This window comes from Kribbella sp. NPDC049584 (assembly GCF_040675555.1).
GTDB lineage: Bacteria > Actinomycetota > Actinomycetes > Propionibacteriales > Kribbellaceae > Kribbella.
This window is the reverse complement of record NZ_JBFAPF010000012.1, coordinates 160,290-180,709: the sequence shown is the minus strand read 5'-3', so window position 1 is coordinate 180,709 and position 20,420 is coordinate 160,290. Positions and strand designations below refer to the sequence as shown.

The window sequence follows — 20,420 nt, the reverse complement described above, 5'->3', positions numbered from 1 at the left end:
GTCGATGGAGTGGGTCAAAGCTGTTCAGCGGTTGCGGGCCGGCCGCCGGGCCGGAGTGCTCGTGACCGTGATGTCGGTGCGTGGGCATGCGCCGCGCGAGGCCGGCGCGAAGATGGTGGTTGCTGCTGACAACGTCTGGGCGACTGTCGGCGGCGGCAACCTCGAGGCGCTGGCCGTCGAGCGTTCGCGGGAGATGATCGCGGACGGCATCACGGTTCCTGAGGTGTTGACGGCTGCGTTGTCGGACAGGGCGCCGTACCAGCACGGGGTTCAGTGTTGTGGTGGAGAGGTGAAGCTGTTGCTCGAACCACTGCCTGTGGTGCCTTCGGTCGCGATCTTCGGGGTCGGGCATGTCGGACTCGAGCTGGCGCGGATCCTCGCGCGGCATGACATCGAGCTGCACCTCGTGGACTCACGGTCGGACCAGCTGACCGCGGATCGCCTTGCTGTGTTGGACGATGCGGTGGCGCAGGTACACGTGCACAACGTGCCGGTGCTCCCTGAGCTCGTCGTCGGTGAGCTGCCGCCGGGGACGCACGCCCTGATCATGACCCACGACCACGCCGAGGACGCCGCGCTCTGCGATGTTGCCATCCGCAACGACAAGCTGGCCACGATCGGCCTGATCGGGTCCAGCGCCAAGTGGACCCGCTTCCAGCGCAAGCTCGCCGAGGACGGCAACTCCGCCGAAGCGATCGCCCGGATCACCACACCTATCGGCATCCCCAGCGTGACCGGCAAGGAACCGGCCGTCATCGCGGTCGGTGTTGCCGCCTGGTTGCTCGAACGTTTTACCGCCGAACGGCATCCCGTGTCGGCCCAATCTGCCGAGCGTCGCCCCACCTCGGCTCATCGTGAGGCGAAGGCATGACTATCTTCCGTGGCACGTTCATCGACACGCCGGAGAACCCGTTCAACGGCGGGAACCTACGCGTGGACAGCGACACGGGACTCCTGGTCCAGGACGGCGTGATCGTTGCTCGTGGCCCGTTCCTGGAGATCCGGAGCGCGCATCCCGCGGAGCAGGTCGTCGACCTGACCGACGGCGTCGTACTCCCGGGATTCGTCGACACGCACGTGCACTTCCCGCAGATCCGCGCCGTCGGCGGCCTCGGCCTGCCGCTGCTCGAGTGGCTCGACCGGTACGCGCTCCCGGAGGAAGCGCGGATGGCGGACGTCTCCTATGCCACCAGCGTCGCCAACGAGTTCGTCCGCGGCCTCGCCGCGGCTGGTACGACGTCGGCGCTGGTCTTCGGCGCGCACTACGTCGACGCCGTCGACGCGCTCTTCAACGCCGCGTCCGGCGTCGGTCTGCGGGTGACGAGCGGTCTCGTGTTGAGCGACCGGTTGCTCCGTCCGGAGCTCCTCACCACCCCGGTGCGTGCGTACGCCGAGTCGCTCGCCCTCGCGAACCGCTGGCACGGCGTCGGCCGCAACCGGTACGCCGTGACGCCCCGCTTCTCGCTGTCGTGCACCGACGATCTCCTCGCCACCTGCCGCGAGCTGATGGACGCGATCCCCGGCGCCCTGTTCACCTCCCACGTGAACGAGAACGAGGCCGAGATCGCGTCGGTCGCCGATCTCTTCGGAGGCGCCGACTACGTCACGACGTACGACCGGCACGGCCTGGTGGATCGTCGTACCGTGCTTGCTCACAACGTCCACCCGACGGACGTGGAGCTCAAGACACTCGCTACCAGCGGCGCGACCGTCGCCCACTGCCCGACGAGCAATGCGGCGCTGGGCAGCGGCCTGTTCCCGTTGAGCCGCCACCTGCAGTACGGCGTACGCGTGGCCCTGGGTTCCGATGTGGGCGCCGGCACGGGCTTCTCGCTCCTGAAGGAGGGCCTGCAGGCGTACTTCTGCCAGCAACTCCTCGCCGACCAAGGCCGCCCTCTGACCGCGGCCCACCTGCTGTACCTCTCGACCGCAGCCGGCGCCGAGGCCCTGGACCTGCCGCACGTCGGCCACTTGAGTGTCGGACAGCACTTCGACGCCCAACTCCTCCGCCCGGCGGACGGCTCGCCGTTGGCCGTCGCCATCACCCACGCCGAAGACACCGAAGAGGCACTGGCCCGAATCTTCACGCTGGGCACCCCGGCGGACGTCCAAGCAGTCTGGATCAACGGCACCCTCCTCCACTGACCACCGGCCGGCCTCGGACAAGCTGCTACTTGTCCAAGGCCGGCCGGTGCCGTTGAGCCGCGGACTCCCGATGGCGACCTCGGACAAGCTATTGGTTGTCCAAGGTCTCAGCGGCCTGTCCACGCAACCCGCGCCATAACCGATCGGCCGTGGCGCGGGGCCGGTCGAGGTCGGCCCAGCCCACGCGGATCATGCGATATCCACGCTCCCGCAGCCGGTCCTCGCGCCACTTCTCCGCGAGCACGGCCTCGCCAGTGCCGTACTTCAACGCCCCGTCGAACTCGACGATCAGGCCACCAGGCAACAGGAAGTCGACCCGCGCGATCAGCCGGCCGTCCTCGTTGCGGATCTCCACCTGCAGCCTCGGCGTCGGCAGCCCGTGGTTCGCCATCAACACCCGGAGGCGCGACTCGCCAACCGACTCGCTCAGTCCGTCGGCAAACAGGACCGCGGCCCGCGCGGCAGCAGCGCCCCGCCAGCGCAGATGACGCAGTACGACGGAACGCAGCCGGTCGGGAGTGGTCAGGCCGAGACTGAGCGCGGCGTCGGCCAAGACCACGCCGACCTCGTACGACGATCCGCACGTGGTCTCCACGATCGCGCGCTCGACGCTGGTCGTCGCCAGGCCGCCCACGTCGGCCATTTCGTCGACCGCGATCGGCGACAAATGCACGCGGACCGCCCGGCCCACGCGACCGCGCCCCGCCCCGGGACGGGTGAAGTGCGCTCTGGCGAGGTCGAGCCCCCAAGTCGGCAGCCCGTGAAGCACTGCGGCCGACTGATGACTGACCACGACGTCGCCGAGTCGCTCCCTCGCCATCCGCACGCTCAGCCGATGCAACCGAATCGCGCGATCCCACGGCGGCTCATCGGCCGGCCAATCCCGCGTTTCGACGTACGAGTTGTAGCTCAGCCTGCGCCACTGCCCACTGCGCAGGCGTCGCCGCAGTTCGTTGTCGCTGTACCCCGCGGCAATGACGTCGGCGCGGGTGAACCACCCGCCGCGTTCGGCCGCGATCACTTCCAGTCTCTTGTTCACGCCAGAGAACATGCACCGCGCGCGCCGTACCCGGACGGCCCGATCGCCGACCTGTGGAAACCTCGGACCCCCACCGGAGACCGCGGACAAGCAATAGCTGGTCCACAGTCCCCAGCGCGTGTCCGAGGTCCTTACGCCAGGAGACGGGCCTGCGTGCGGGCGACTTCGGCGGCGAGGGCTACCTCGTCGGTGGTTTGGAGTACGTCGTGTTCCACGACGGGGCGGCCGTTGACGAGGAGGAGAGCCAGTGGTGGGGGCGTGCTGAGGGCCAGGGCGGCTACCGGGTCCGGGATGCCGGCGTGGGGCAGGGAGTTCAGGTTCCAGACGGCTAGGTCGGCGAGCTTGCCGGGCTCCAGCGAACCTATGTGGTCCGAGCGTCCGAGGATGCGGGCGCCGTCCAGGGTTGCCATTTCCAGTGCGTCCCGGACAGTGAGGGACTGCGGTCCGCCTCGGGCTCTGGCAAAGAGCAGGGCGTGGCGGACTTCCTCGACCAGGCTGCCCGATTCGTTGCTGGCAGCACCGTCTACACCCAGTCCGACGGGAGCGCCGGCCGCGCGGAGGTCGGCGGTACGGGCGATGCCTGCGCCCAGGCGAGCGTTGGAGCTCGGACAATGCGCTACGCCGGTGCCGGTGCTGCCGAGGTGCTTGATCTCGCTGTCGTCGAAGTGGATGCCGTGGGCGAACCACACGTCCTGCCCGGTCCAGCCGAGGCCGTCGGCGTACTCGAGCGGCGTGCACCCGTGCGTGTCACGGCACCAGTCGGTCTCGTCTGTGGTCTCAGCGAGGTGAGTGTGCATCCGTACGCCGCGGCGCCGGGCCAGGTCGGCCGAGTCGCGCATCAATTCACCGCTCACGCTGAACGGCGAGCACGGCGCGACCACGAGCTGCAGCATCGAGTCCGGCGACGGATCGTGCCAGCGGTCGATCGCGGCCTCGGTCGCGGCGAGGATGTCGTCGCGGTCCTCGACCACGGAGTCCGGCGGAAGCCCGCCGTCCTTCTGACCGCGATCCATCGACCCGCGGGCCGGATGGAACCTCAACCCGATCTCGCCGGCCGCAGCGATCTCCGCCGCGAGCAGGTCGCCGCCCGCACGCGGGAAGACGTAGTGGTGGTCGGCTGCCGTAGTACATCCGGTCCGGGCCAGTTGGGCGAGCGCCGCCCGCGCGGCGACGTACACCGTCTCCTCGGAGATCCGCGCCCAGACCGGGTACAGCGTCGTCAGCCATTCGAACAGCGTCGCGTCCGCGGCGAGACCGCGCGTCACCCATTGGTAGAGGTGCTGATGCGTGTTCACGAAGCCCGGTGTGACCAGGCATCCCGAGCCGTCGATGACCCGCGCGCCTTCGTCCACCGCTGCCGGACCGGGGCCGACAGCAACGATCTGCTTGCCTTCAACAACCACATGTCCGACGAACTCGCGCCGGGACGGATCGAGGGTCGCTACGTGAGCGCCCTCGATCACGATCGTCGACATGCTCAGCAGAACCCGGGTACGGCGTGCCACGCACTGCCTGCGTCGCTCGCGTCGTCGCGCGTCACGGTCGCCTCGATCAGGCCGTAGGGCCGGTCCGCGGCGATGAAGACCTCGCCCGGGTTCTCGACCCCGAACGGCGAAAGGTCGACCAGGAAGTGGTGCTTGTTCGGCGCGGAGAACTTGATCTCGGCAACCTCAGGGTGCTGCTCGAGCACGGCCTCGCCCATCCCGTACAGCGTCTGCTGCAGAGCGAGACTGTGGATCGTGGCGAACCGCGAGAGCAGCAGCCCCTTGATCTGGTCGTACGACTTGTCCCAGTCGACCTCGGTGTGCTCGTAGCGCCACCGCGCGACCAGCGACGTCGCGAGGATCCGGTCGTTCGTCTCCGGCAGCGTCGTGTACTTGTCCTTGAGGAACCCGTGGAACTCCGACCCGGTCGACTTCAGTACGACGAGATCGCTGATGCCGGAGACGACGTACGACTTGCGCTCCGCACCGCGACCCTCGACGTTGACGACCGTCGTACGCACACCGCCGCCGGTCCGGACGAACGAGTGGTCGTGCTCCTGGCCGTCGACCTGGATGCGGTCCCAGGCGTACTCCTCGACCTCGATCCGCGCACCCTCCGCGGCCGGTGATGCCTCGAGGAAATGTGCGCCGAGTGTCAGCGCGTAGTCCTCGATCGCCCCGACGCCTTTCTCCTTCGCGAAGGCGAACGCGGTGTTCTTCTGCGTGTCGGTCGGCAGTACGTCGCTCTGGTCGCCGGTCGTGTGCGCGGCCTCGAAGTTGCCGCGCAAGGCGGTCGAGACGTTCAGGTCGCGGATCTGGTGGCGAGGCGTGTCGCGGTAGATCCGGACAACGCGGCTCTCGGCTTTGCCGTACTGGTTGGCGCCCAGGTGGATGGCCATCGGGTCAGCTCCCTCGGTAGGTGGAAAACGCGAACGGGCTGAGCAGCAGGGGGACGTGGTAGTGCCGCTCGTCGTCGATCGTGAAGGTCACGGCGACCTCGGGAAAGAAGATGTCCTGGCCGGTCGCGGTGGCGTACGACAGGACGTCGAACCAGAGCCGGTAGATGCCCGGCTCGAGCCTCTGCGTCAAGGCGAGCCTCCCGTCGTCGTTGGTCGTACCGGTCGCCAGTACGACGTCGTCGTGGTAGAGCTGCACCGGAACACCCTGCGCCGGGCGGCCCAGTGCGGTGTCGAGCACATGGGTGCTGAGAGAGCTCATGCGTCCACCACCTTGGCCAGCCGGAGCAGCGCGATCTTGCGCAGCTCCTCGTGAACGACCTTCCCCTCGGCCACGTCGTCGTGCATCAGGCGCTCGCGGAGGCTGGTCAGCATGTCCTGCGCGGACAACCCGGTGGCGCAGATCAGGAACACCCGGCCGAACCGCTCCTCGTACTGACGGTTGCCTTCGGCAAGCTCTCGGCGGGCGCCCGGGTCGTCGCCGACCCCGGACTGTTCGTTCCGCGACCAGGACGCCTCGGTACTCACGCCCTGGGCCCGGTCCCCGATCCGCGGGTGCGCCTGAAGAGCACGATCGACCTCGTTGTCGTCCAGCTCCCGCAGCGACTGGTCGGCGACCGCGGTCAATGCGGCGACGTCGCCGTACGGCCGCTTGGCCAGGATTCCGTCGACCCATTCGGGCACGTCGCAGCAGGCCGCCAGGGCCGGCCGCAGCCGGTCGGCCGGAGTGGAGTTGAACTCCTCCAGGTCCACGGATCACACACCTTCTCGAATCCCGAAATCGACTTTCCGTATGACGAGAGCGTGACACCGGACTCGCCTGGCGTCAACAGTTTGTTGAAAATCAGCGGGCGCGGTTCAGGTAGTTGTAGACGGTGAAGCGGGTGACGCCGAGCGCCTCGGCGACGATCTCCGCCGACTTCCGGAACTCGAACGCGCCGCGCGCCTCGAGCATCAGCACGGCCTGCTGCTTGTCGTGGCGCGAGAGCTGGTCGAGCGGCCCACCCAGTTCGTCGGCCACCTCCGTCAGCAACCCCTGCACGCCACCCGAGCCACCTGCGGTCCCTGCCAGGCTCGCGCTCGTCTCGCGCGCCTCTCCGGTGCCTGCGGTCGGCAGGCGCACGGCTGCGACCGGCTTCCCCTCCCACACGAGCGGGATGTCGTCGGCACGTGCGTCGCCCGGCGCGACGACTTCCGCGTTGAGCCGCTCGACCAGTGGAGTGATCGCCTCGACGAGCGGGTGCTGCTCAGGCATCGCGGCGTACCTGCAAGGTGACCTGGCTCGCGCCGCCCGCGAACGCCGCTTCGAGCACCTTCGGGAGCGCGGGGAGCAGGAGGTGCTGGTCGCCGCTCACCTGCGTGCCCAGCGGGCCGAACTCGCAGTCGAGACCAGCCTCCTCGGCCGCCCGCAGCGCTTCGGTGGCATGCGCGGGCGGCGAACCCTCGACATCGAAGGGCTCCGTGGTGAACTCCGCAACGAGTCTCATGTCGCGAGGCTAACTCTCGGGCACCGCCCTGCGGGCCAGTTTGGCGAGGCCGGTGGTGTCGAACTCCGTCGTATCGATCGCGCCGCACTCGATGCCGCGCAGTACGAATGCGGCCAGCGCCGTCGCCGTGGCCGGTTCGTCGAGGTAGCCGGACTCGCCCTCGCCCAGGTACGCACGCAGTCGCCGCGCGGCCTGGTCGAAGCCCTCTCGGTAGAACAGGTACGTCGCCGCGAAACGGGTCGGGAGTTGGGCGGGATGCATGTCCCAGCCCTGATAGATGCCGCGCGCGAGCGAACGCCGTACCAGCCGGAAATGCAGTCGCCAGGCGTCGTGTACGGCGTCACCGACCGGGAGAACGTTGGTCGAACCATCGGATACGAAAACGCCGGTGCCGGCCGCGGCCAGCTGCATCACGTCCTTGGCATGGTCGGCGACCGGGTGCTCCATGCTCTGGTACGCCGCCGCGACGCCGAGCGAAGCGGAGTAGTCGTACGTGCCGTAGTGCAACCCGGTGACGCGATCGCCGCCGGCCTTGACCATCCGGGCGATCAGCGCGGTGCCGTCGGCGCCGAGGATCGCCTGCGGGGTCTCGACCTGGATCTCGAACTTCAGCCGCGGTACGCCGTACCGCTGCTCGAGGGTCTCGAGGACAAGCACCATCGCCTCGACCTGCTCGACCGACGTCACCTTCGGGAGCGTGATGACGAAGCCGTCGGTGATCGTGGCTTCCTTGACGAACAGCTCGAGCGTGCGGACCGCGCGGCGGCGGGTCGGGACTTCGAGCGACTTGATCCGCAGTCCGTGGAAAGGCGTCCCCGGGTCGGTGCGCGCGGCCAGGGCTCGGGCGGCGGCGATCGCGGCGGCGTCCTCTTCGTCGTCCGGGCGGTTGCCGTAGCCGTCCTCGAAGTCGATCCGCAGGTCCTCGATCGGTTCGCGCTCCAACTTCGCGCGCACCCGGTCGTACACGTCGTCCGCGAACTCGGCCGGGAGATCCAGCACCTTCGCGAGGTGCGCGGCCGATCCGGCGTACTCGTCGAGTGCCGCGCGCGCCTGCGCACCCCAGTCGCCTACCGTGCGTACGTCGTACCGATCGGCCGGCACGTACACCGTGTGGATCGGCTGCCGAACACCGCGATCGCCCCGGTAATCGGCGGCGAGGGCCGCGTCCGCGGCGGCCAAGCGCCGGTCGAGCTCAGCCAGCAGGTCGTCCATAGGGCCTCCTTTTTCCGTATTGTGGAGACTAATATCTACAGTGCGGAAGATACAAGCATCTAGCATTTCCGCGATCTGGCGCTAAACTTCCGTCATCCGGAAAGGCGGTCTTCATGGCGGAGACGAACGGCACCAAGGGCCGTACTGGCAGTGTGCAGTCCATCGAGCGTGCCTTCGGGCTGCTCGAGACCATGGCCGACGCGGGCGGCATGATGGGCCTGTCCCAGCTGGCCACGGCCTCCGGCCTGCCGCTGCCGACGATCCACCGACTGGTCCGAACCCTGGTGGACCTCGGCTACCTGCGTCAAGAGCCGTCCCGGCAGTACGTGCTGGGCCCGAAGCTGATCCGGCTCGGCGAGAGCTCCTCACACATGCTGAGCGTGTTCGCCCGCCCGCACCTCGCGCATCTCGTCGACGAACTCGGCGAATCCGCCAACATGGCAATGCTCGACGGCGACCAGATCGTGTACCTCGCGCAGGTCCCGTCCAGGCACTCGATGCGCATGTTCACCGAAGTAGGCCGGCGCGTCCTCCCGCACTGCACCGCGGTCGGGAAGGCGATCCTGGCGCAGTTCCCGGAGTCTGACGTCCGCGACCTGCTGCACCGCACCGGCATGCCGAAACACACCGACAACACGATCACCACCCCCGACGCCTTCACCACCCAACTCCACCAGGCCTCGGACCACGGCTACGCCATGGACGAAGGCGAACAGGAAGTCGGCGTCCGCTGCGTAGCCGTCGCCGTCCCCGACGCCCCCACCCCCCTCGCCATCTCCATCTCAGGCCCCGCCGGCCGCCTCACCGAAGACCTAGTCCAACGCGCCGTCCCCCTCCTCACCCAGGCCGCCAAGTCCTTATCCGAAGACCTCCACTAGGTCTTACTCGGGTGAGTAGGTTCGCCACTGTTCGGTGAGTTGGTAGCCGAGGGACTGGCTGGCGCGGAGGCTGGCTTGGTTGGCGGCGGCGCCGCCGGTGGAGAAGCGGGTGATGCCGATGTCGAGGAACGCGAGGATGGAGGCCGCCTTGACGGCTTGTGCGACGCCGCGGCGGCGGTGGGTGGCGAGGACCGAGGTGAAGGCGGTGTCGCCGAAGCCGTTCTTCTCGGCGATGACCGTCGCGCCGACCAACCGGTTGCCGTCGAACGCGCCGAACACCCGGTTGGCCGGCCACAGCGCGCGGGTGTCGCCGAGCTCGCCCACGACCCGGTGCGTCGCCGGCGTATACGGGTAGTCGTCCTCGTTCGCCTTCTCGAGCTCGTGCAGGACCTCGGCCGACTCGGGCCCGAGTTCGCGGATCGTCAGCCCGCCGGCGGTGGCTCGGCGTACGGCGGACTCGAGTAACTCCCGATCCGGATCGAACAACCGGACCGCCCACGACTCGGCGACCACGCGGTAGCCGGCTGCTTCCAGCTCGGCGCACCGCGGGTCGTCGTCGCGAACGATTTGATAGTCGGGCACTCGCTGATTGTCAGCTGCCTGACTCCTCAGCTCAAGACACTTTGCGCAGCAAGGGCAGAACGTCTTCGGTGAACTGCGTCAGGAACCGCTCCTGGTCGTTCCCCGGACCGTGTACGACGAAGTGGTTGAAGCCGGCCTCGAGGTACGGCTGGAACTGCTTCACGACCTCCTCGGGGTCGGACGCCACGATCCACCGCTTCGCGACCTGCTCGATCGGCAGCTCGTCGGCCAGCCGCTCCATCTCGGTCGCGCTGGTGACACTGTGCTTCTGCTCCGGCGTGAGCGACAGCGGCGCCCAGAACCGCGTGTTCTCCAGCGCCTGGTCGGCGTCCCGGTCGTACGAGATCTTCACCTCGAGCATCCGGTCGATGTCGTCGAAGTTCTTCCCGGCCTTCTCGGCGCCTTCGCGTACGGCGGGCATGAGCTTGTCGGTGTACAGCTCCATCCCCTTGCCGGACGTCGCGATGAACCCGTCCCCGGCGCGCCCGGCGTACTTCGCAACCAGCGGCCCGCCGGCGGCGACGTACACCTTGATCGGCGTCTCGGGGCGGTCGTAGATGAACGCGTCGACGGTCTTGTAGTACGGCCCCTCGGAGCTGACGCCGTCCTTCGTCCACAGGTCGCGGATCAGCTGCACCGACTCGCGCAGCCGGGCGAAGCGCTCCTTGAACTCGGGCCACTCCATCCCCGACACGGCGATCTCGTTCAGCGCCTCGCCGGTGCCGACGCCGAGCATGACACGCCCGGGATACAGCACGCCGAGGGTCGCGAACGCCTGCGCGATCACGGCCGGGTTGTACCGGAACGTCGGCGTGAGCACCGACGTACCGAGCAGCACCCGATTGGTCCGCTCGCCGACCGCCGCCATCCAGGCGAGCGCGAACGGCGCATGGCCGCCCTCGTGCCGCCACGGCAGGAAATGGTCCGAAACGGTCACACTGTCGAGCCCGAGCTCCTCGGCCCGGACGGAGTACTCCACCAGCTCCCGCGGCCCGAACTGCTCCGCCGAAGCCTTGTACCCGACTCGAATGCTCACCCTCTGCTCCAAACGTCGTCTGCGCGTACTCCGGAGGACAACCGCGTCCAGGTCCGACTTTATGCCGCCGGTGGTCGCTACCATCCTTCGCGTGTATACGGACGACGCCCGAGTCCTGGGCCTGATCGGTACGACGTTCCGCGCGGCCGGACTGCCCTCGATCCGGGTCACCGTGCCGGCCGCCCTTGCGGAGCGCGCCGTCGCAGCCTGGGAACAGGACGATGCCGGCGAGCTGGACGACGCCCGCGTGCCGGAGCGGCCCGAGGACCCGGCCGCTCGTCTGCAACGGCACCGAGCCGGAGCGTTGGCGCTGATCGGACTGTCGATCACCGAGTCCGGCAAGCTGGACGCCGACGGGAACACGGTCGTCGACCTCAGCCCGGAGCTGGTCGGGGTAGCCATGGACGCGGCCGGCGATCACTTGCGCCGCTGAGGATCTGCCATACCGTACGGTTTGGTATGCCTGCACGGGCGGCGAGTCCGATTGACTCCGTCGCGGCGGCTCGGACAAGATATGGGTCCGGCGCGGCCCGCGCCTCACCTTCGTCGACCGGCCCCAGCGCGGTCACAGTGAGAAGGCAAAGGGACTTCCTGTCTCGGGCCGCTCGTCCTGGTCAGCCGCCTCGACGGGATCGCTGGGGGATCGCGTGCGAGTGCGTGGAAGGCCAGATGACAGCGCACAGGAACTTCAAGCAACGGGTCCGAGCCCGCGCCGCGAAAACCGGTGAGTCCTACACGTCTGCCCTCCGGCACTTCCGTCCGACTCCGACAGGAGAAGACATGCCGGAAACCTTGCGAATCGCCGTCGCCCAGACCACCGTCCACGAGGACCCGACGAACCCCACGCTGCTCCGCGAGAGCGGCGCCGAGGTCCGTCGCCTGATGCGGGAGGCCGCGGCCGCCGGCGCGCGCCTCGTCCACTTCACCGAGGGCGCGATCTGCTTCCCGAGCAAGTGGGTGATGTCCTCACTCGGCCCGGACGAAATCGGTCCGTCCGACTGGACCAAGGCGGACTGGAAGGTCCTACAGGACGAGGTCGACCAGATCGTCGCCCTCTCCCGCGAACTCAGGATCTGGACCGTGCTCCCGACGGTGCACCAACTGCCCGACGCCCGGCCGCACAACAGCATGTACGTCGTGTCCGACCAGGGGAAGCTGGTCGCACGGTACGACGAACGGATGCTGTCGACGACCAAGGTCACCTGGATGTACACGCCGGGCACAGACCCGCTGACGTTCGAGGTGGACGGGTACCGGTTCGGGCTCGCGCTCGGGCTGGACGTGATCTTCCCCGAGGTGTTCACGGAGTACGACCGCCTCGGCGTCGACGGCGTCCTCGTGTCGTACTGCAGCAACGGCGTGGACCGCAACGAGCACATCGGCATCCAGGCACGTGGGATCGCTGCGATCAACACGTGCTGGATCAGTCTCGCCGTTCCGGCCAACCCGGGCGCCGGTCTCGACGCGGGCGTGATCAACCCGCGCGGCGAGTGGGCCGTCCAGGGGCCGTCGGACAGTACGCCGGCGGTTGTGGTGACCGACGTGGACCGGGCTGATATCAGCGAGAGCGGCCGGACCTTCCGGCAGCGCACGCGGGAGCGCGTCAACTCGTAGCGCCCTCACAGGTCCGGGTGCTGACGCGTTCTACCTGTATGAACAGGCACGCGATTGTCAGCACCCGGATCGGTGACCTCACCTTGGTCGCCGCCGACGACGTACTGGTCGGCGTCTACTTCCCGCACCACTGGGTCAAGCCGGCCGCGGAGACGCTGGGTGAACGGGTCGAAGCCACCGACCCGTTCATCGCCGCGGTCGTAGAGCAACTGGAGGCGTACTTCGCCGGTGGGCGGGTGAGCTTCGACGTCCCGACCCGGCTGCACGGCGACGAGTTCCAGCGCCGCGTCTGGACGGTGCTCGAGGAGATCCCGTACGGCGAGACCACGACGTACGGCGAGATCGCCGCGCGGCTCGGAGAGCCACCGCACGCGGCACAGGCGGTCGGCAAGGCGGTCGGGCAGAACCCGTTGTCCATCGTGATCCCGTGTCACCGGGTGATCGGGAAGAACGGCTCGCTGACCGGGTACGCCGGCGGGCTCAAGCGGAAGCAGTTCCTGCTCGACCTGGAGCAGCCGGTCGGCGCCCGGTTGTTCTAGTCCGACTGCGACTAGTCCTGTTGTGACTAGTCTGTTTGTGACAGGTTGCCGACCTGCTCGGCGTACCAGTCGAGCTCCGTCAGGTGTTCGGCGATCTGGCGGAGGGTCCAGTTCGGGCTGCGGTCCTTGTCCCACTCGGCCGGCTCGACGGCGGCGTACCGCAGTACGAAGGTCCGCCCGAGCCGGCGCAGCCGTTGCTCGGCCTCGCGCACGTCCTCTTCGGAGAACGGCGCGAGGTCGGCCGCGGAGGTGAGCGCGCTCGCGTGCCATTCGTCGGGCTGCGTCGGTACGCCGGCCAGCAGCGCCTCGACCTCGGCGAGGTGATCGACCATATGGTCGGCGATCCGGCGGACCGCCTTGTGCGGGGTGAACGTCCGCCCGTCGTCGGACGTCCGCGGCTCGCCGTCCCACGCCGGCCAGGTGACGACCAGCTTCAGCGACCGCTCCACCGCTTGCTCGACAAGCTCTCCAGGATTCTCAGTCATGCCGCGACAGTAAGCCCGTCATACTTCGGCGGCGGCCGAACTGATCCCGAGCAGGCTCGCCAGCCGCTCCGCGTCGTACGGCGCGTGCACCTTCACGTCGTTGTCGAAGTACACGTAGGTATCGCACTTCCACGAGCGGATCTTCCGCGCCCAGCGCTTGAGCGACTTGTCGTCGTACCCGCTTACATAAAGCTCTTCAGCGCCGTGCAACCTGACATAGGCGAAGTCGGCGGTCACATCGTTGAACATCGGCCACTTGCCGGCCGTATCCGCACACACCACCGCGATGTCGTGCTCCCGCGCCAACTCGATGAACCCCTTGGTCTTGAAACTGTCGTGCCGTACTTCGATCGCGTGCCGCAGCGGAATGTCGACGGCGCATTCCAGCAGCGCGCGACCCTCCATCCGCTCGTCGTGGCCCTTGGCAACCTCCGCCGCAGCGGACGTTGTCCGGGGCAACTGCGCGAAGAACGCGCCGCACCGCTCCGCGTCGTACTTGAAGTTCGGCGGTAGTTGCCACAGCACCGGTCCGAATTTGTTGCCGAGCGCAAGCACTCCGGAGGCGAAGAAGTTGGCCATCGGGGCGTCTATGTCGGCCAGCCGCTTCATGTGCGTGACGAACCGCGGGCCTTTGACCGAGAAGACGAAGCCGTCGGGCGTCTCGTCGTACCAGCGCTGGTAGGACGACGGCCGTTGCAGGGCGTAGAACGAGCCGTTGAGCTCGATCGAGTTCAGCCGGTTCGACGCGTACTCGAGCTCGGCGCGCTGCGGGAGTCCTTCGGGGTAGTAGACCTTGCGCCACGGCGGGTAGCGCCATCCGGAGATGCCGATCCGAAATTGGGTGTCCGGCCAGCGCGTCATCCCTCGATTATTGACCCTATGCACATCGACCGCGGATCCTACGAGGACGCACGGACGCCCTGGGAGGATCCGGCCTGGCGCTCCGCGGCCCTCGAGTGGCTCGATCATTAGCTTGCCGAGCTCGGCGTCAGCGAGACGGGCGAGCGGCGCGTACGGCTTCGGCCGTGGTCGGTGATCATCCGGGTCTGCGCTGACCGTCCGGTCTGGTTCAAGGCGACATCGCCCGGCAGTGCATTCGAACCGGCGCTCGCCGAGGCGTTGTCGCGATGGGCGCCCGAGCACGTGCTCACGCCGTACGCCGTGGACTGCGTTCGCGGCTGGGCGCTCCTCCCGGACGACGGCTCGCTCCTGCGCAGTCAGACCTTGGATGTACGGCATTGGGAAGAGGTGCTGGTTCAGTACGCCGAGCTGCAGCGGGCGCTCGTACCGCGGGTCGAGGAGCTGGTGCGTCTCGGCGTACCTGACGCCCGAGTGCTGCCTGCGTTGTTCGACTCGCTCGTGCAGACCGTTGATGCGGTTGATCGCGAGCGGTTGTCGGCGTTCCGGCCCCGGCTGGTGGAGTGGTGCGCTGAGCTGGACGGGTTCGGGATCGCTGCGACGCTCGACCACGCTGATCTGCACGATGGGCAGATCCTGGTGGCGGGGCCCGGCCGGTACACGTTCTTCGACTGGGGTGACGCGAATGTCGCCCATCCGTTCTGCAGTCTGCTCGTCGCGATCGACCGCGCGGCCGAGCAGCTGGGCCCGGAGGTGGTCTCGCGGTTGGAGGACGCGTACCTGGAGCCGTGGACCGCTGAACACCCGCGTTCCGATCTACGCCGGGCAGCCGCCCTCGCCCGCCGGCTCAGCCACGTCACCCGCGCCGGCTCCTGGGGCCGCCTGTTCCCCTCGACGGCCGACATCGGCGCTCCGGAACGTGCCGCCGCTCTACTGCGACTCGTGGACTAGGTCGGGATCCAGGTGGGCCACCATGGCGGGACGTTGCCCGGGCAGGTGCCGGGCGAGCCGGCCGGGGTGCCTTGCCACGAGAACAGCGCGAGGTCGGCGATCGCTATTGCGATAGCGGCTGCGATGAGCGAGAACAGGAACGCCTTCCCGGCGTACCGGAAGACGATGGTGAACAGCACCAGGTTGACGATCAACGCCAGCGGCAGGCCGAGGAACAGCAACGTCAGCCCGTTCGGCACGCTGCCGGTCACGTCGACATGACACGCCTTCCACGCCCGCGACGTCACGACGATCAACCCGAACGCCGCCCCACCACCAACCACCACGGCAAGGAACGACTCTCCCTTGCTTCCCTTCGCAGCAAACGCCATGTACCTCACCGTAAGTGATCCAGCTGGCCACTTGAGCGGTCAGACTGGCGTGTATGGACATCAAGCACCGGATGATCGTCTTCGACGCGGCCGACATCGAGGCCGAGAGCACGTTCTGGGCCGGCTTCCTCGACGGCACCGTCGAGAAGTGGAGCGAGCGCTGGCACGCGATCTGGGTCGACGGCGGGTGGGCGCTCGGTGTCCAGCTCGCGCCTGACCACGTGCCGCCGGAGTGGCCTGACGGTACGCCGCAGCAGATCCACCTCGACCTGTACTTCGAGGGCGTCGACGCGCACTCCGCCGCCCACGAGCGAGCCATCGCCCTCGGCGCCCGGCTCTTGAAACCCGCCGACGATCCGACCGCCGCGCGCGGTGTTCAGGTGTACGCCGACCCTGCGGGCCACCCGTTCTGCTTGTGCTGGACGCCCGGCTAATCGTCGAGCGGATGCAGGTCCACCGGGGTCAGCACCCACCGGAAGCCGTACTTCGGACTCGCTGCGCGATCGACCTTGTCAGGCGCGAAGTACTCACCGACCAGACTCAACAACCGCTCGTGAAACTCTGCGACCCGCTCTCTCGGGACCCGCCCGGCGTGCTCACCCATGTCCTGCACGAACCCAGTCCCGAACATGCCCGCCGCTGCATCGGCGTACGCCTGCACGTAGTCCTGCGCACTCGCTCCGGGCAGCTCAGTCCACGCCCTCTTCTCCGGTGCGGGGCTCTCGGCGAGCTGCGCCCCAGCCGCAGTACGCCGCCAAACGCCGGCGTCCTCCACGACCCGACCGGTGTCGCGGAGCTTCTGGAGATACCAGAGCACACGCGCGTCCGTCACCTCGAGCCGCTCGGCGATGTCGCTCAACGCCCGCGGCTCCTCCAGCAACGCCACAATCCCACGCGGCAACTCCGAGTCTTCCCACTCACTGGCCATGGGGCGTACTACTAGCAGCTCACAGGTCTTTGCGGGGCGGGAGCCACATGAACGTGGTCGCGTTGGCGAGGTCCTCGGGCTCGTGCGGTACGACGACCACCTGGTGCAGGTCCTCGTAGATGATGCGGCCCGGGGAGTTGGAGGTATACCGCTCGCACGGAAGGTGGTGCGCGGCAAGGATCTTGAGATACCCGGGAATCGGCTCCAGCAAATGCTCGGCAGTCGGAATGAACCACGCCGCGGCGAACGGATTGTTCTCGTAGATTGTCGGATCGACACTCGACGGATTTGCGTACGTCGCGTCGTACCAGGCATTCGTCGTACGCCGGAATTGCTCTTCCTCCGCGCTCAACCACCCGCGATTGGCCAACATGTTCACCAGGCCGAAGATCCCGATCCGCCGCCCGCGTCGATCGGGAACAGGACTCTGGTATCTCACGTACGTCGGCATGTACGGATTCTTCCCGACGCTTGACCGGTTGCGCTTGTCAGGGTTAGCCTGACAAGCGCTGTCAGGGTAACCCTGACAAGATCGATCGGGAGGTGTCATGTCAGACAACCTGATGCGTTGCTCGTTCTGCGGCAAGGTCCGGGACGAGGTCGAGCACCTGATCGCCGGACCCGGGGTGTTCATCTGCAACGAGTGCGTGGGGCTGTGCGACCAGTTGCTCGCCGGGAAGCCCATGCCGAAGTTCCCGCCCTTGGACGGCAAGACCGACGACGAACTGCTGGCCGACATGGTCCGGATCAACTCGTCACACAGCCAGGTCGAAGCAGCCGTCCAGGACCGCGTACTACGGCTCCGCTCCCGATCCGTCACCTGGGCACGAATCGGCGAAGCACTAGGAATCAGCCGCCAATCAGCCTGGGAACGCTTCTCCGGCGAGGAATAACCGTGCCGAGCATTCTCCTCGCCCGTCATGGCGAAGTCGACCGTGAATGGTTGCCAGACGCAACGCTCTCCTGGCGTACGGACGAAGCCCTCGCAGCCGTCGCCGACTTCCACCTCCCCAACGGCGAGTGGGCACCCGGCGAACTGCCGGGGCCGGCAGACCGGCTCGTGGAACCAGCCGGACGGTCAGCAGGAGGCCCTCGGGCAGCGGTGGTCGGTGCCAGATGACCGGCGACGATTGGGCCCGGAGTACGGCGCGGGCGAGCGACGGGAGCGCACCGCCCGCACCGCGCCTGGCTCGCATTCGCGATCGATGGATGAGCGCGGTGGTTGCCGCGCTCCGAGACGATCCGGTGGTTGTCGGCGCAGCACTGGTCGGTTCGCTGGGCGCTGGGCGTGCCGACGACTGGAGCGACGTCGATCTGCTGCTCGTCGTGAAGGACGAGCACCTCGACGACTACGCAGTACCTGATCGCCTCCCCAGCGGACCCGGTCGCCGAACATTCGCGATCGATGCCCGCCACAACGGCCCGCTCGGCACCCGAGCAGTCAGTGCGCAGTACGTCACGGACGACCTCCCACTCTGGGTCGACTGGTCCATCCATCCGATCTCGCTGGCGACCTGGCCACCCGCCAGCACCGTGCTCTTCGACCGACACGGCATCACCCAATCCCTCTCGGAGTACCACGGCCCCCACGAGCCAGCCACCCCAAAGACCGCCGACGAGCACGAGGCAATGCTGCTCGCCCTCATCCCAATCGCAGCCAAACAGGTCGCCCGCCACTCGCCCGAAGCCGCCGACACAATCGAGTTCCTCGGCGGGTCCCCCAAAGGCACCCGGCCCGACCACCTCGCCACCCTCCACCAACTCCTCACCCAGTTCGACCCCCTAGTCCACCCGGAAAGCCTCGCCGCCGCCCACACCTACCTCACCCTCCTCGACCCCTCGCACTAGCCCGCGAGCCAGGCGGCAACCGCACCGACGTACCGCTCGGGCTCCTCCACGTTGGGAAAGTGCGCACTGTGGTCGAAGACCTGGAGCTGCGCCCACGGGAGGCGTGTGGCGAGATCGCGGCACGCATCGACACCAGCGTTGCGATCCCACAAGCCGATCAGGATCAGCACGGGGAGGTCGAGAGCGGCAAGCTCGTCGACGAGTGGCACGTGTCGCGGAGGTTGCTCCGCTAGCCCGGCGGACATCTCGCCGGTGTTGACAAGTCCGCTCTCCGCCCCAGTGCCCGGACCGTCTCCGCCGACACAGGCTTGTGGAACAAGAACCGGTCGACGGTCGCGCGATCGACAACGTCCCAGGCAGCGGTTGGACCCGACCGTTCAACCGCAGTACGGATCGCAGTACGCATCTTGTTGTCAGCAGCAACGGCATCGAACCCTGCCGCCCACGGCGAAGGAGTGAGCGGGCCTGCCAGACCGGTGCCTTGAAGAATCAGCTTCTCAACATGGAGGGGATACGCGACGGTGTACTCCGCCGCGAGCTCGCCGCCGAACGAGATCCCGAGCAGCGTCATCCGTCCTACGCCCAGATGCCGGCGCAACTGTTCAAGATCATCGACAAGAACTGGGATCGAGTACTCGCCGTCGGACGGTCGATCGCTGCGGCCGGATCCGCGTTGTTCGTAGTACACGACTGGGCCGAGCTGCTCGAGCGCTGGGCCTGTCAGCTGCTCGAAGTCGTAGATGAATCCGCCCGGTCCGCCATGAAGCACGACGAGCGGGGTCGCGGCGTGCAGGTCACCGACGGTCCGTACCCAATGCCGGGTGCCGTTGAGCGGCACATGGGACTCGGCCATCGTTGCAGTATGACCCGTTAGGCTCGTGTTTGTGGGAGAGAGCCGGCTTGATATCGGGCGGATTCGGGCAGCTCGGGGGGTTATTGACCCGGTGTTTCTGGATACGCCGCAGTACAGATGTGAGGCGTTGGAGGGGGAGCTTGGTTGTGGGGTGAGCATCAAGCTTGAGACGGCGAACCCGGTGCGTAGTTTCAAAGGGCGCGGTACTGAGTTGGTTGCGAGTCAGTTGGCTGGGGCGGGTGCGGGGGCGGTTGTTTGCGCGAGTGCTGGCAATCTCGGGCAGGCGCTTGCTTGGTCGGGGCGGCGTCGTGGGCTTGAGGTCACGGTTGTGGCTTCGCGGTTTGCGACCAAGGCGAAGCTCGACCGGATTCGTGCGCTGGGCGCCGAGTTGGAGCTCGTCGACGGCGACCACGAGTTGGCGCGTGAGCGGGCGGCGGCGATTGCGCAGTACGAAGGAATTCGGCTACTCGAAGACAGCCTCGACCTCGAGACCTGCGAGGGTGCGGCGACGATCGGCCTCGAGTTGATGGCGAGTACGCCGACGTTCGACACCGTGCTGATCGCGCTCGGGGGCGGGGCGATGGCCACTGGCGTGGGTCATGTGGTGAAGGACCTGGCGCCCGACATTGACGTGATCTGCGTGCAACCGCACGGCGCGCCGGCGCTGACGCACTCGTGGCACCAACGTCGCGTCGTCACCACCGACTCCACCAACACCATCGCCGATGGAGTCGCCGGTCGGTTCCCGATCCCGGAAGTCCTCGACGACCTGTTCCTGATCGCCGACGACGCCGTACTCGTCCAGGAGCAATCGATCATCACCGGCATGCGCCTGCTCTACAACCAAGCCGGCCTCATCGTCGAACCCTCCGCCGCCCTCGGCATCGCCGCCGTCCTCGAGAACCCCACCCGCTTCGCCGACCGCCACATCCTCACCATCATCTGCGGCAGCAACGTCGACCTACCCGCGTACCACCGCTGGATCGGCGCGCAAGGCGGCTGATCGGCCGGCTGTCAGGATCTGGCGGGCGCGGCGGGGTGACGACGAGGCTGCTGACCGACGAGCCCGCGATGAGGACGCCGGCCAGCAGGTTCCTCGAGAGCGTTCCGAGCCGGCGGGTCGCCCAGGCAGTCTCGTGCCACCTCGATCGTGC

Annotated in this window: 28 protein-coding genes; 11 read left to right on the top strand and 17 right to left on the bottom strand. The window is 67.8% G+C overall.

Annotation, left to right across the window (positions count from 1 at the left end; all coding sequences use genetic code 11):
• Positions 1-4 precede the first annotated feature (4 nt).
• Both xdhC and guaD read left to right on the top strand, forming a co-directional pair.
• The gene (xdhC, locus tag AB0J62_RS33540; RefSeq protein ID WP_363879864.1) at positions 5-871 is read left to right on the top strand and encodes a xanthine dehydrogenase accessory protein XdhC; all 867 of its coding nucleotides are present in this window, start codon (positions 5-7) and stop codon (positions 869-871) included.
• Positions 868-2,145: a guanine deaminase gene (guaD, locus tag AB0J62_RS33535; RefSeq protein WP_363879861.1), complete on the top strand. Its 1,278-nt coding sequence runs from the start codon at positions 868-870 to the stop codon at positions 2,143-2,145. The genes xdhC and guaD overlap by 4 nt, the downstream gene beginning before the upstream one ends.
• Positions 2,146-2,233: 88 nt before the next feature.
• On the opposite strand, the gene AB0J62_RS33530 is transcribed toward guaD, so the two are convergent.
• The 8 genes from AB0J62_RS33530 to AB0J62_RS33495 form a co-directional block, all read right to left on the bottom strand.
• Positions 2,234-3,184 (bottom strand): type IV toxin-antitoxin system AbiEi family antitoxin domain-containing protein, encoded by a 951-nt coding sequence (locus tag AB0J62_RS33530; RefSeq protein WP_363879858.1) that lies wholly within the window; start codon positions 3,182-3,184, stop codon positions 2,234-2,236.
• A gap of 131 nt (positions 3,185-3,315) precedes the next feature.
• Entirely contained in the window at positions 3,316-4,689 is a 1,374-nt protein-coding gene (locus AB0J62_RS33525; RefSeq protein ID WP_363879855.1) for an 8-oxoguanine deaminase, read from the bottom strand.
• Positions 4,662-5,567: a factor-independent urate hydroxylase gene (pucL, locus tag AB0J62_RS33520; protein ID WP_363879852.1), complete on the bottom strand. Its 906-nt coding sequence runs from the start codon at positions 5,565-5,567 to the stop codon at positions 4,662-4,664. The genes AB0J62_RS33525 and pucL overlap by 28 nt, the downstream gene beginning before the upstream one ends.
• Positions 5,568-5,571: 4 nt before the next feature.
• Positions 5,572-5,886 carry a hydroxyisourate hydrolase gene (gene uraH / locus AB0J62_RS33515; protein ID WP_363879849.1) on the bottom strand — a complete coding sequence of 105 codons (315 nt, stop codon included), beginning with the start codon at positions 5,884-5,886 and terminating at the stop codon, positions 5,572-5,574.
• Positions 5,883-6,377 carry a 2-oxo-4-hydroxy-4-carboxy-5-ureidoimidazoline decarboxylase gene (gene uraD / locus AB0J62_RS33510; RefSeq protein WP_363879846.1) on the bottom strand — a complete coding sequence of 165 codons (495 nt, stop codon included), beginning with the start codon at positions 6,375-6,377 and terminating at the stop codon, positions 5,883-5,885. The genes uraH and uraD overlap by 4 nt, the downstream gene beginning before the upstream one ends.
• Positions 6,378-6,468: 91 nt before the next feature.
• Positions 6,469-6,879, bottom strand: a complete 411-nt coding sequence (locus AB0J62_RS33505) for a helix-turn-helix domain-containing protein (RefSeq protein ID WP_363879843.1) — start codon at positions 6,877-6,879, stop codon at positions 6,469-6,471.
• Positions 6,872-7,111 (bottom strand): thiamine-binding protein, encoded by a 240-nt coding sequence (locus tag AB0J62_RS33500; protein WP_363879840.1) that lies wholly within the window; start codon positions 7,109-7,111, stop codon positions 6,872-6,874. Before AB0J62_RS33500 ends, AB0J62_RS33505 begins: the two co-directional genes overlap by 8 nt.
• 9 nt (positions 7,112-7,120) lie before the next feature.
• Entirely contained in the window at positions 7,121-8,323 is a 1,203-nt protein-coding gene (locus AB0J62_RS33495; RefSeq protein ID WP_363879837.1) for an aldolase/citrate lyase family protein, read from the bottom strand.
• Between the two features lie 113 nt (positions 8,324-8,436).
• Between AB0J62_RS33495 and AB0J62_RS33490 the strand changes: the two genes are divergently transcribed.
• Positions 8,437-9,201: an IclR family transcriptional regulator gene (locus AB0J62_RS33490; protein ID WP_363879834.1), complete on the top strand. Its 765-nt coding sequence runs from the start codon at positions 8,437-8,439 to the stop codon at positions 9,199-9,201.
• A gap of 3 nt (positions 9,202-9,204) precedes the next feature.
• On the opposite strand, the gene AB0J62_RS33485 is transcribed toward AB0J62_RS33490, so the two are convergent.
• Both AB0J62_RS33485 and fgd read right to left on the bottom strand, forming a co-directional pair.
• Complete coding sequence (locus AB0J62_RS33485) at positions 9,205-9,783, bottom strand: GNAT family N-acetyltransferase (RefSeq protein ID WP_363879831.1); 579 nt, start codon at positions 9,781-9,783, stop codon at positions 9,205-9,207.
• A gap of 31 nt (positions 9,784-9,814) precedes the next feature.
• Entirely contained in the window at positions 9,815-10,819 is a 1,005-nt protein-coding gene (gene fgd / locus AB0J62_RS33480; RefSeq protein ID WP_363879828.1) for a glucose-6-phosphate dehydrogenase (coenzyme-F420), read from the bottom strand.
• A gap of 91 nt (positions 10,820-10,910) precedes the next feature.
• Here fgd and AB0J62_RS33475 point away from each other — a divergent pair, with 91 nt between their 5' ends.
• From AB0J62_RS33475 to AB0J62_RS33465, 3 genes are all read left to right on the top strand, one after another.
• Positions 10,911-11,252: a hypothetical protein gene (locus AB0J62_RS33475; protein ID WP_363879825.1), complete on the top strand. Its 342-nt coding sequence runs from the start codon at positions 10,911-10,913 to the stop codon at positions 11,250-11,252.
• A 347-nt stretch (positions 11,253-11,599) separates the two neighbouring features.
• Positions 11,600-12,433 (top strand): carbon-nitrogen hydrolase family protein, encoded by an 834-nt coding sequence (locus tag AB0J62_RS33470; RefSeq protein WP_363879822.1) that lies wholly within the window; start codon positions 11,600-11,602, stop codon positions 12,431-12,433.
• 38 nt (positions 12,434-12,471) lie between these two features.
• Positions 12,472-12,972, top strand: coding sequence for a methylated-DNA--[protein]-cysteine S-methyltransferase (locus AB0J62_RS33465; protein WP_363879819.1), 501 nt, complete (start codon positions 12,472-12,474; stop codon positions 12,970-12,972).
• A 26-nt stretch (positions 12,973-12,998) separates the two neighbouring features.
• Here AB0J62_RS33465 and AB0J62_RS33460 read toward each other — a convergent pair whose 3' ends face one another.
• Both AB0J62_RS33460 and AB0J62_RS33455 read right to left on the bottom strand, forming a co-directional pair.
• Positions 12,999-13,457 carry a hypothetical protein gene (locus AB0J62_RS33460; RefSeq protein ID WP_363879816.1) on the bottom strand — a complete coding sequence of 153 codons (459 nt, stop codon included), beginning with the start codon at positions 13,455-13,457 and terminating at the stop codon, positions 12,999-13,001.
• Positions 13,458-13,475: 18 nt separating this feature from the next.
• Positions 13,476-14,318, bottom strand: coding sequence for a DUF72 domain-containing protein (locus AB0J62_RS33455; RefSeq protein ID WP_363879812.1), 843 nt, complete (start codon positions 14,316-14,318; stop codon positions 13,476-13,478).
• 171 nt (positions 14,319-14,489) lie between these two features.
• Between AB0J62_RS33455 and AB0J62_RS33450 the strand changes: the two genes are divergently transcribed.
• A complete protein-coding gene (locus AB0J62_RS33450; protein WP_363879809.1) occupies positions 14,490-15,266 on the top strand; it encodes a phosphotransferase in 777 nt (258 codons plus the stop codon).
• Here the strand turns inward: AB0J62_RS33450 and AB0J62_RS33445 are convergent.
• Positions 15,263-15,637: a hypothetical protein gene (locus tag AB0J62_RS33445; RefSeq protein WP_350853656.1), complete on the bottom strand. Its 375-nt coding sequence runs from the start codon at positions 15,635-15,637 to the stop codon at positions 15,263-15,265. The two genes, AB0J62_RS33450 and AB0J62_RS33445, sit on opposite strands and share 4 nt — an antisense overlap.
• Positions 15,638-15,690: 53 nt before the next feature.
• On the opposite strand from AB0J62_RS33445, the gene AB0J62_RS33440 reads away from it, so the two are divergent.
• Complete coding sequence (locus AB0J62_RS33440) at positions 15,691-16,071, top strand: VOC family protein (RefSeq protein ID WP_363879805.1); 381 nt, start codon at positions 15,691-15,693, stop codon at positions 16,069-16,071.
• Here the strand turns inward: AB0J62_RS33440 and AB0J62_RS33435 are convergent.
• Both AB0J62_RS33435 and AB0J62_RS33430 read right to left on the bottom strand, forming a co-directional pair.
• A complete protein-coding gene (locus AB0J62_RS33435) occupies positions 16,068-16,565 on the bottom strand; it encodes a hypothetical protein (protein ID WP_363879802.1) in 498 nt (165 codons plus the stop codon). The genes AB0J62_RS33440 and AB0J62_RS33435 overlap by 4 nt on opposite strands.
• 19 nt (positions 16,566-16,584) lie before the next feature.
• A complete protein-coding gene (locus AB0J62_RS33430; protein WP_363879799.1) occupies positions 16,585-17,016 on the bottom strand; it encodes a hypothetical protein in 432 nt (143 codons plus the stop codon).
• A 97-nt stretch (positions 17,017-17,113) separates the two neighbouring features.
• On the opposite strand from AB0J62_RS33430, the gene AB0J62_RS33425 reads away from it, so the two are divergent.
• Both AB0J62_RS33425 and AB0J62_RS33420 read left to right on the top strand, forming a co-directional pair.
• A complete protein-coding gene (locus AB0J62_RS33425; RefSeq protein ID WP_363879796.1) occupies positions 17,114-17,458 on the top strand; it encodes a ClpX C4-type zinc finger protein in 345 nt (114 codons plus the stop codon).
• Between the two features lie 223 nt (positions 17,459-17,681).
• Entirely contained in the window at positions 17,682-18,413 is a 732-nt protein-coding gene (locus tag AB0J62_RS33420; protein ID WP_363879793.1) for a nucleotidyltransferase domain-containing protein, read from the top strand.
• On the opposite strand, the gene AB0J62_RS33415 is transcribed toward AB0J62_RS33420, so the two are convergent.
• Together AB0J62_RS33415 and AB0J62_RS33410 are read right to left on the bottom strand one after the other, a co-directional pair.
• The gene (locus AB0J62_RS33415) at positions 18,410-18,622 is read right to left on the bottom strand and encodes an alpha/beta hydrolase (protein WP_363879790.1); all 213 of its coding nucleotides are present in this window, start codon (positions 18,620-18,622) and stop codon (positions 18,410-18,412) included. The two genes, AB0J62_RS33420 and AB0J62_RS33415, sit on opposite strands and share 4 nt — an antisense overlap.
• A gap of 20 nt (positions 18,623-18,642) precedes the next feature.
• Positions 18,643-19,266, bottom strand: a complete 624-nt coding sequence (locus AB0J62_RS33410; protein ID WP_363879787.1) for an alpha/beta fold hydrolase — start codon at positions 19,264-19,266, stop codon at positions 18,643-18,645.
• 25 nt (positions 19,267-19,291) lie between these two features.
• Between AB0J62_RS33410 and AB0J62_RS33405 the strand changes: the two genes are divergently transcribed.
• On the top strand, positions 19,292-20,269 hold the full coding sequence (locus AB0J62_RS33405; RefSeq protein ID WP_363879784.1) for a pyridoxal-phosphate dependent enzyme: 978 nt from the start codon (positions 19,292-19,294) through the stop codon (positions 20,267-20,269).
• Positions 20,270-20,420: the final 151 nt, after the last annotated feature.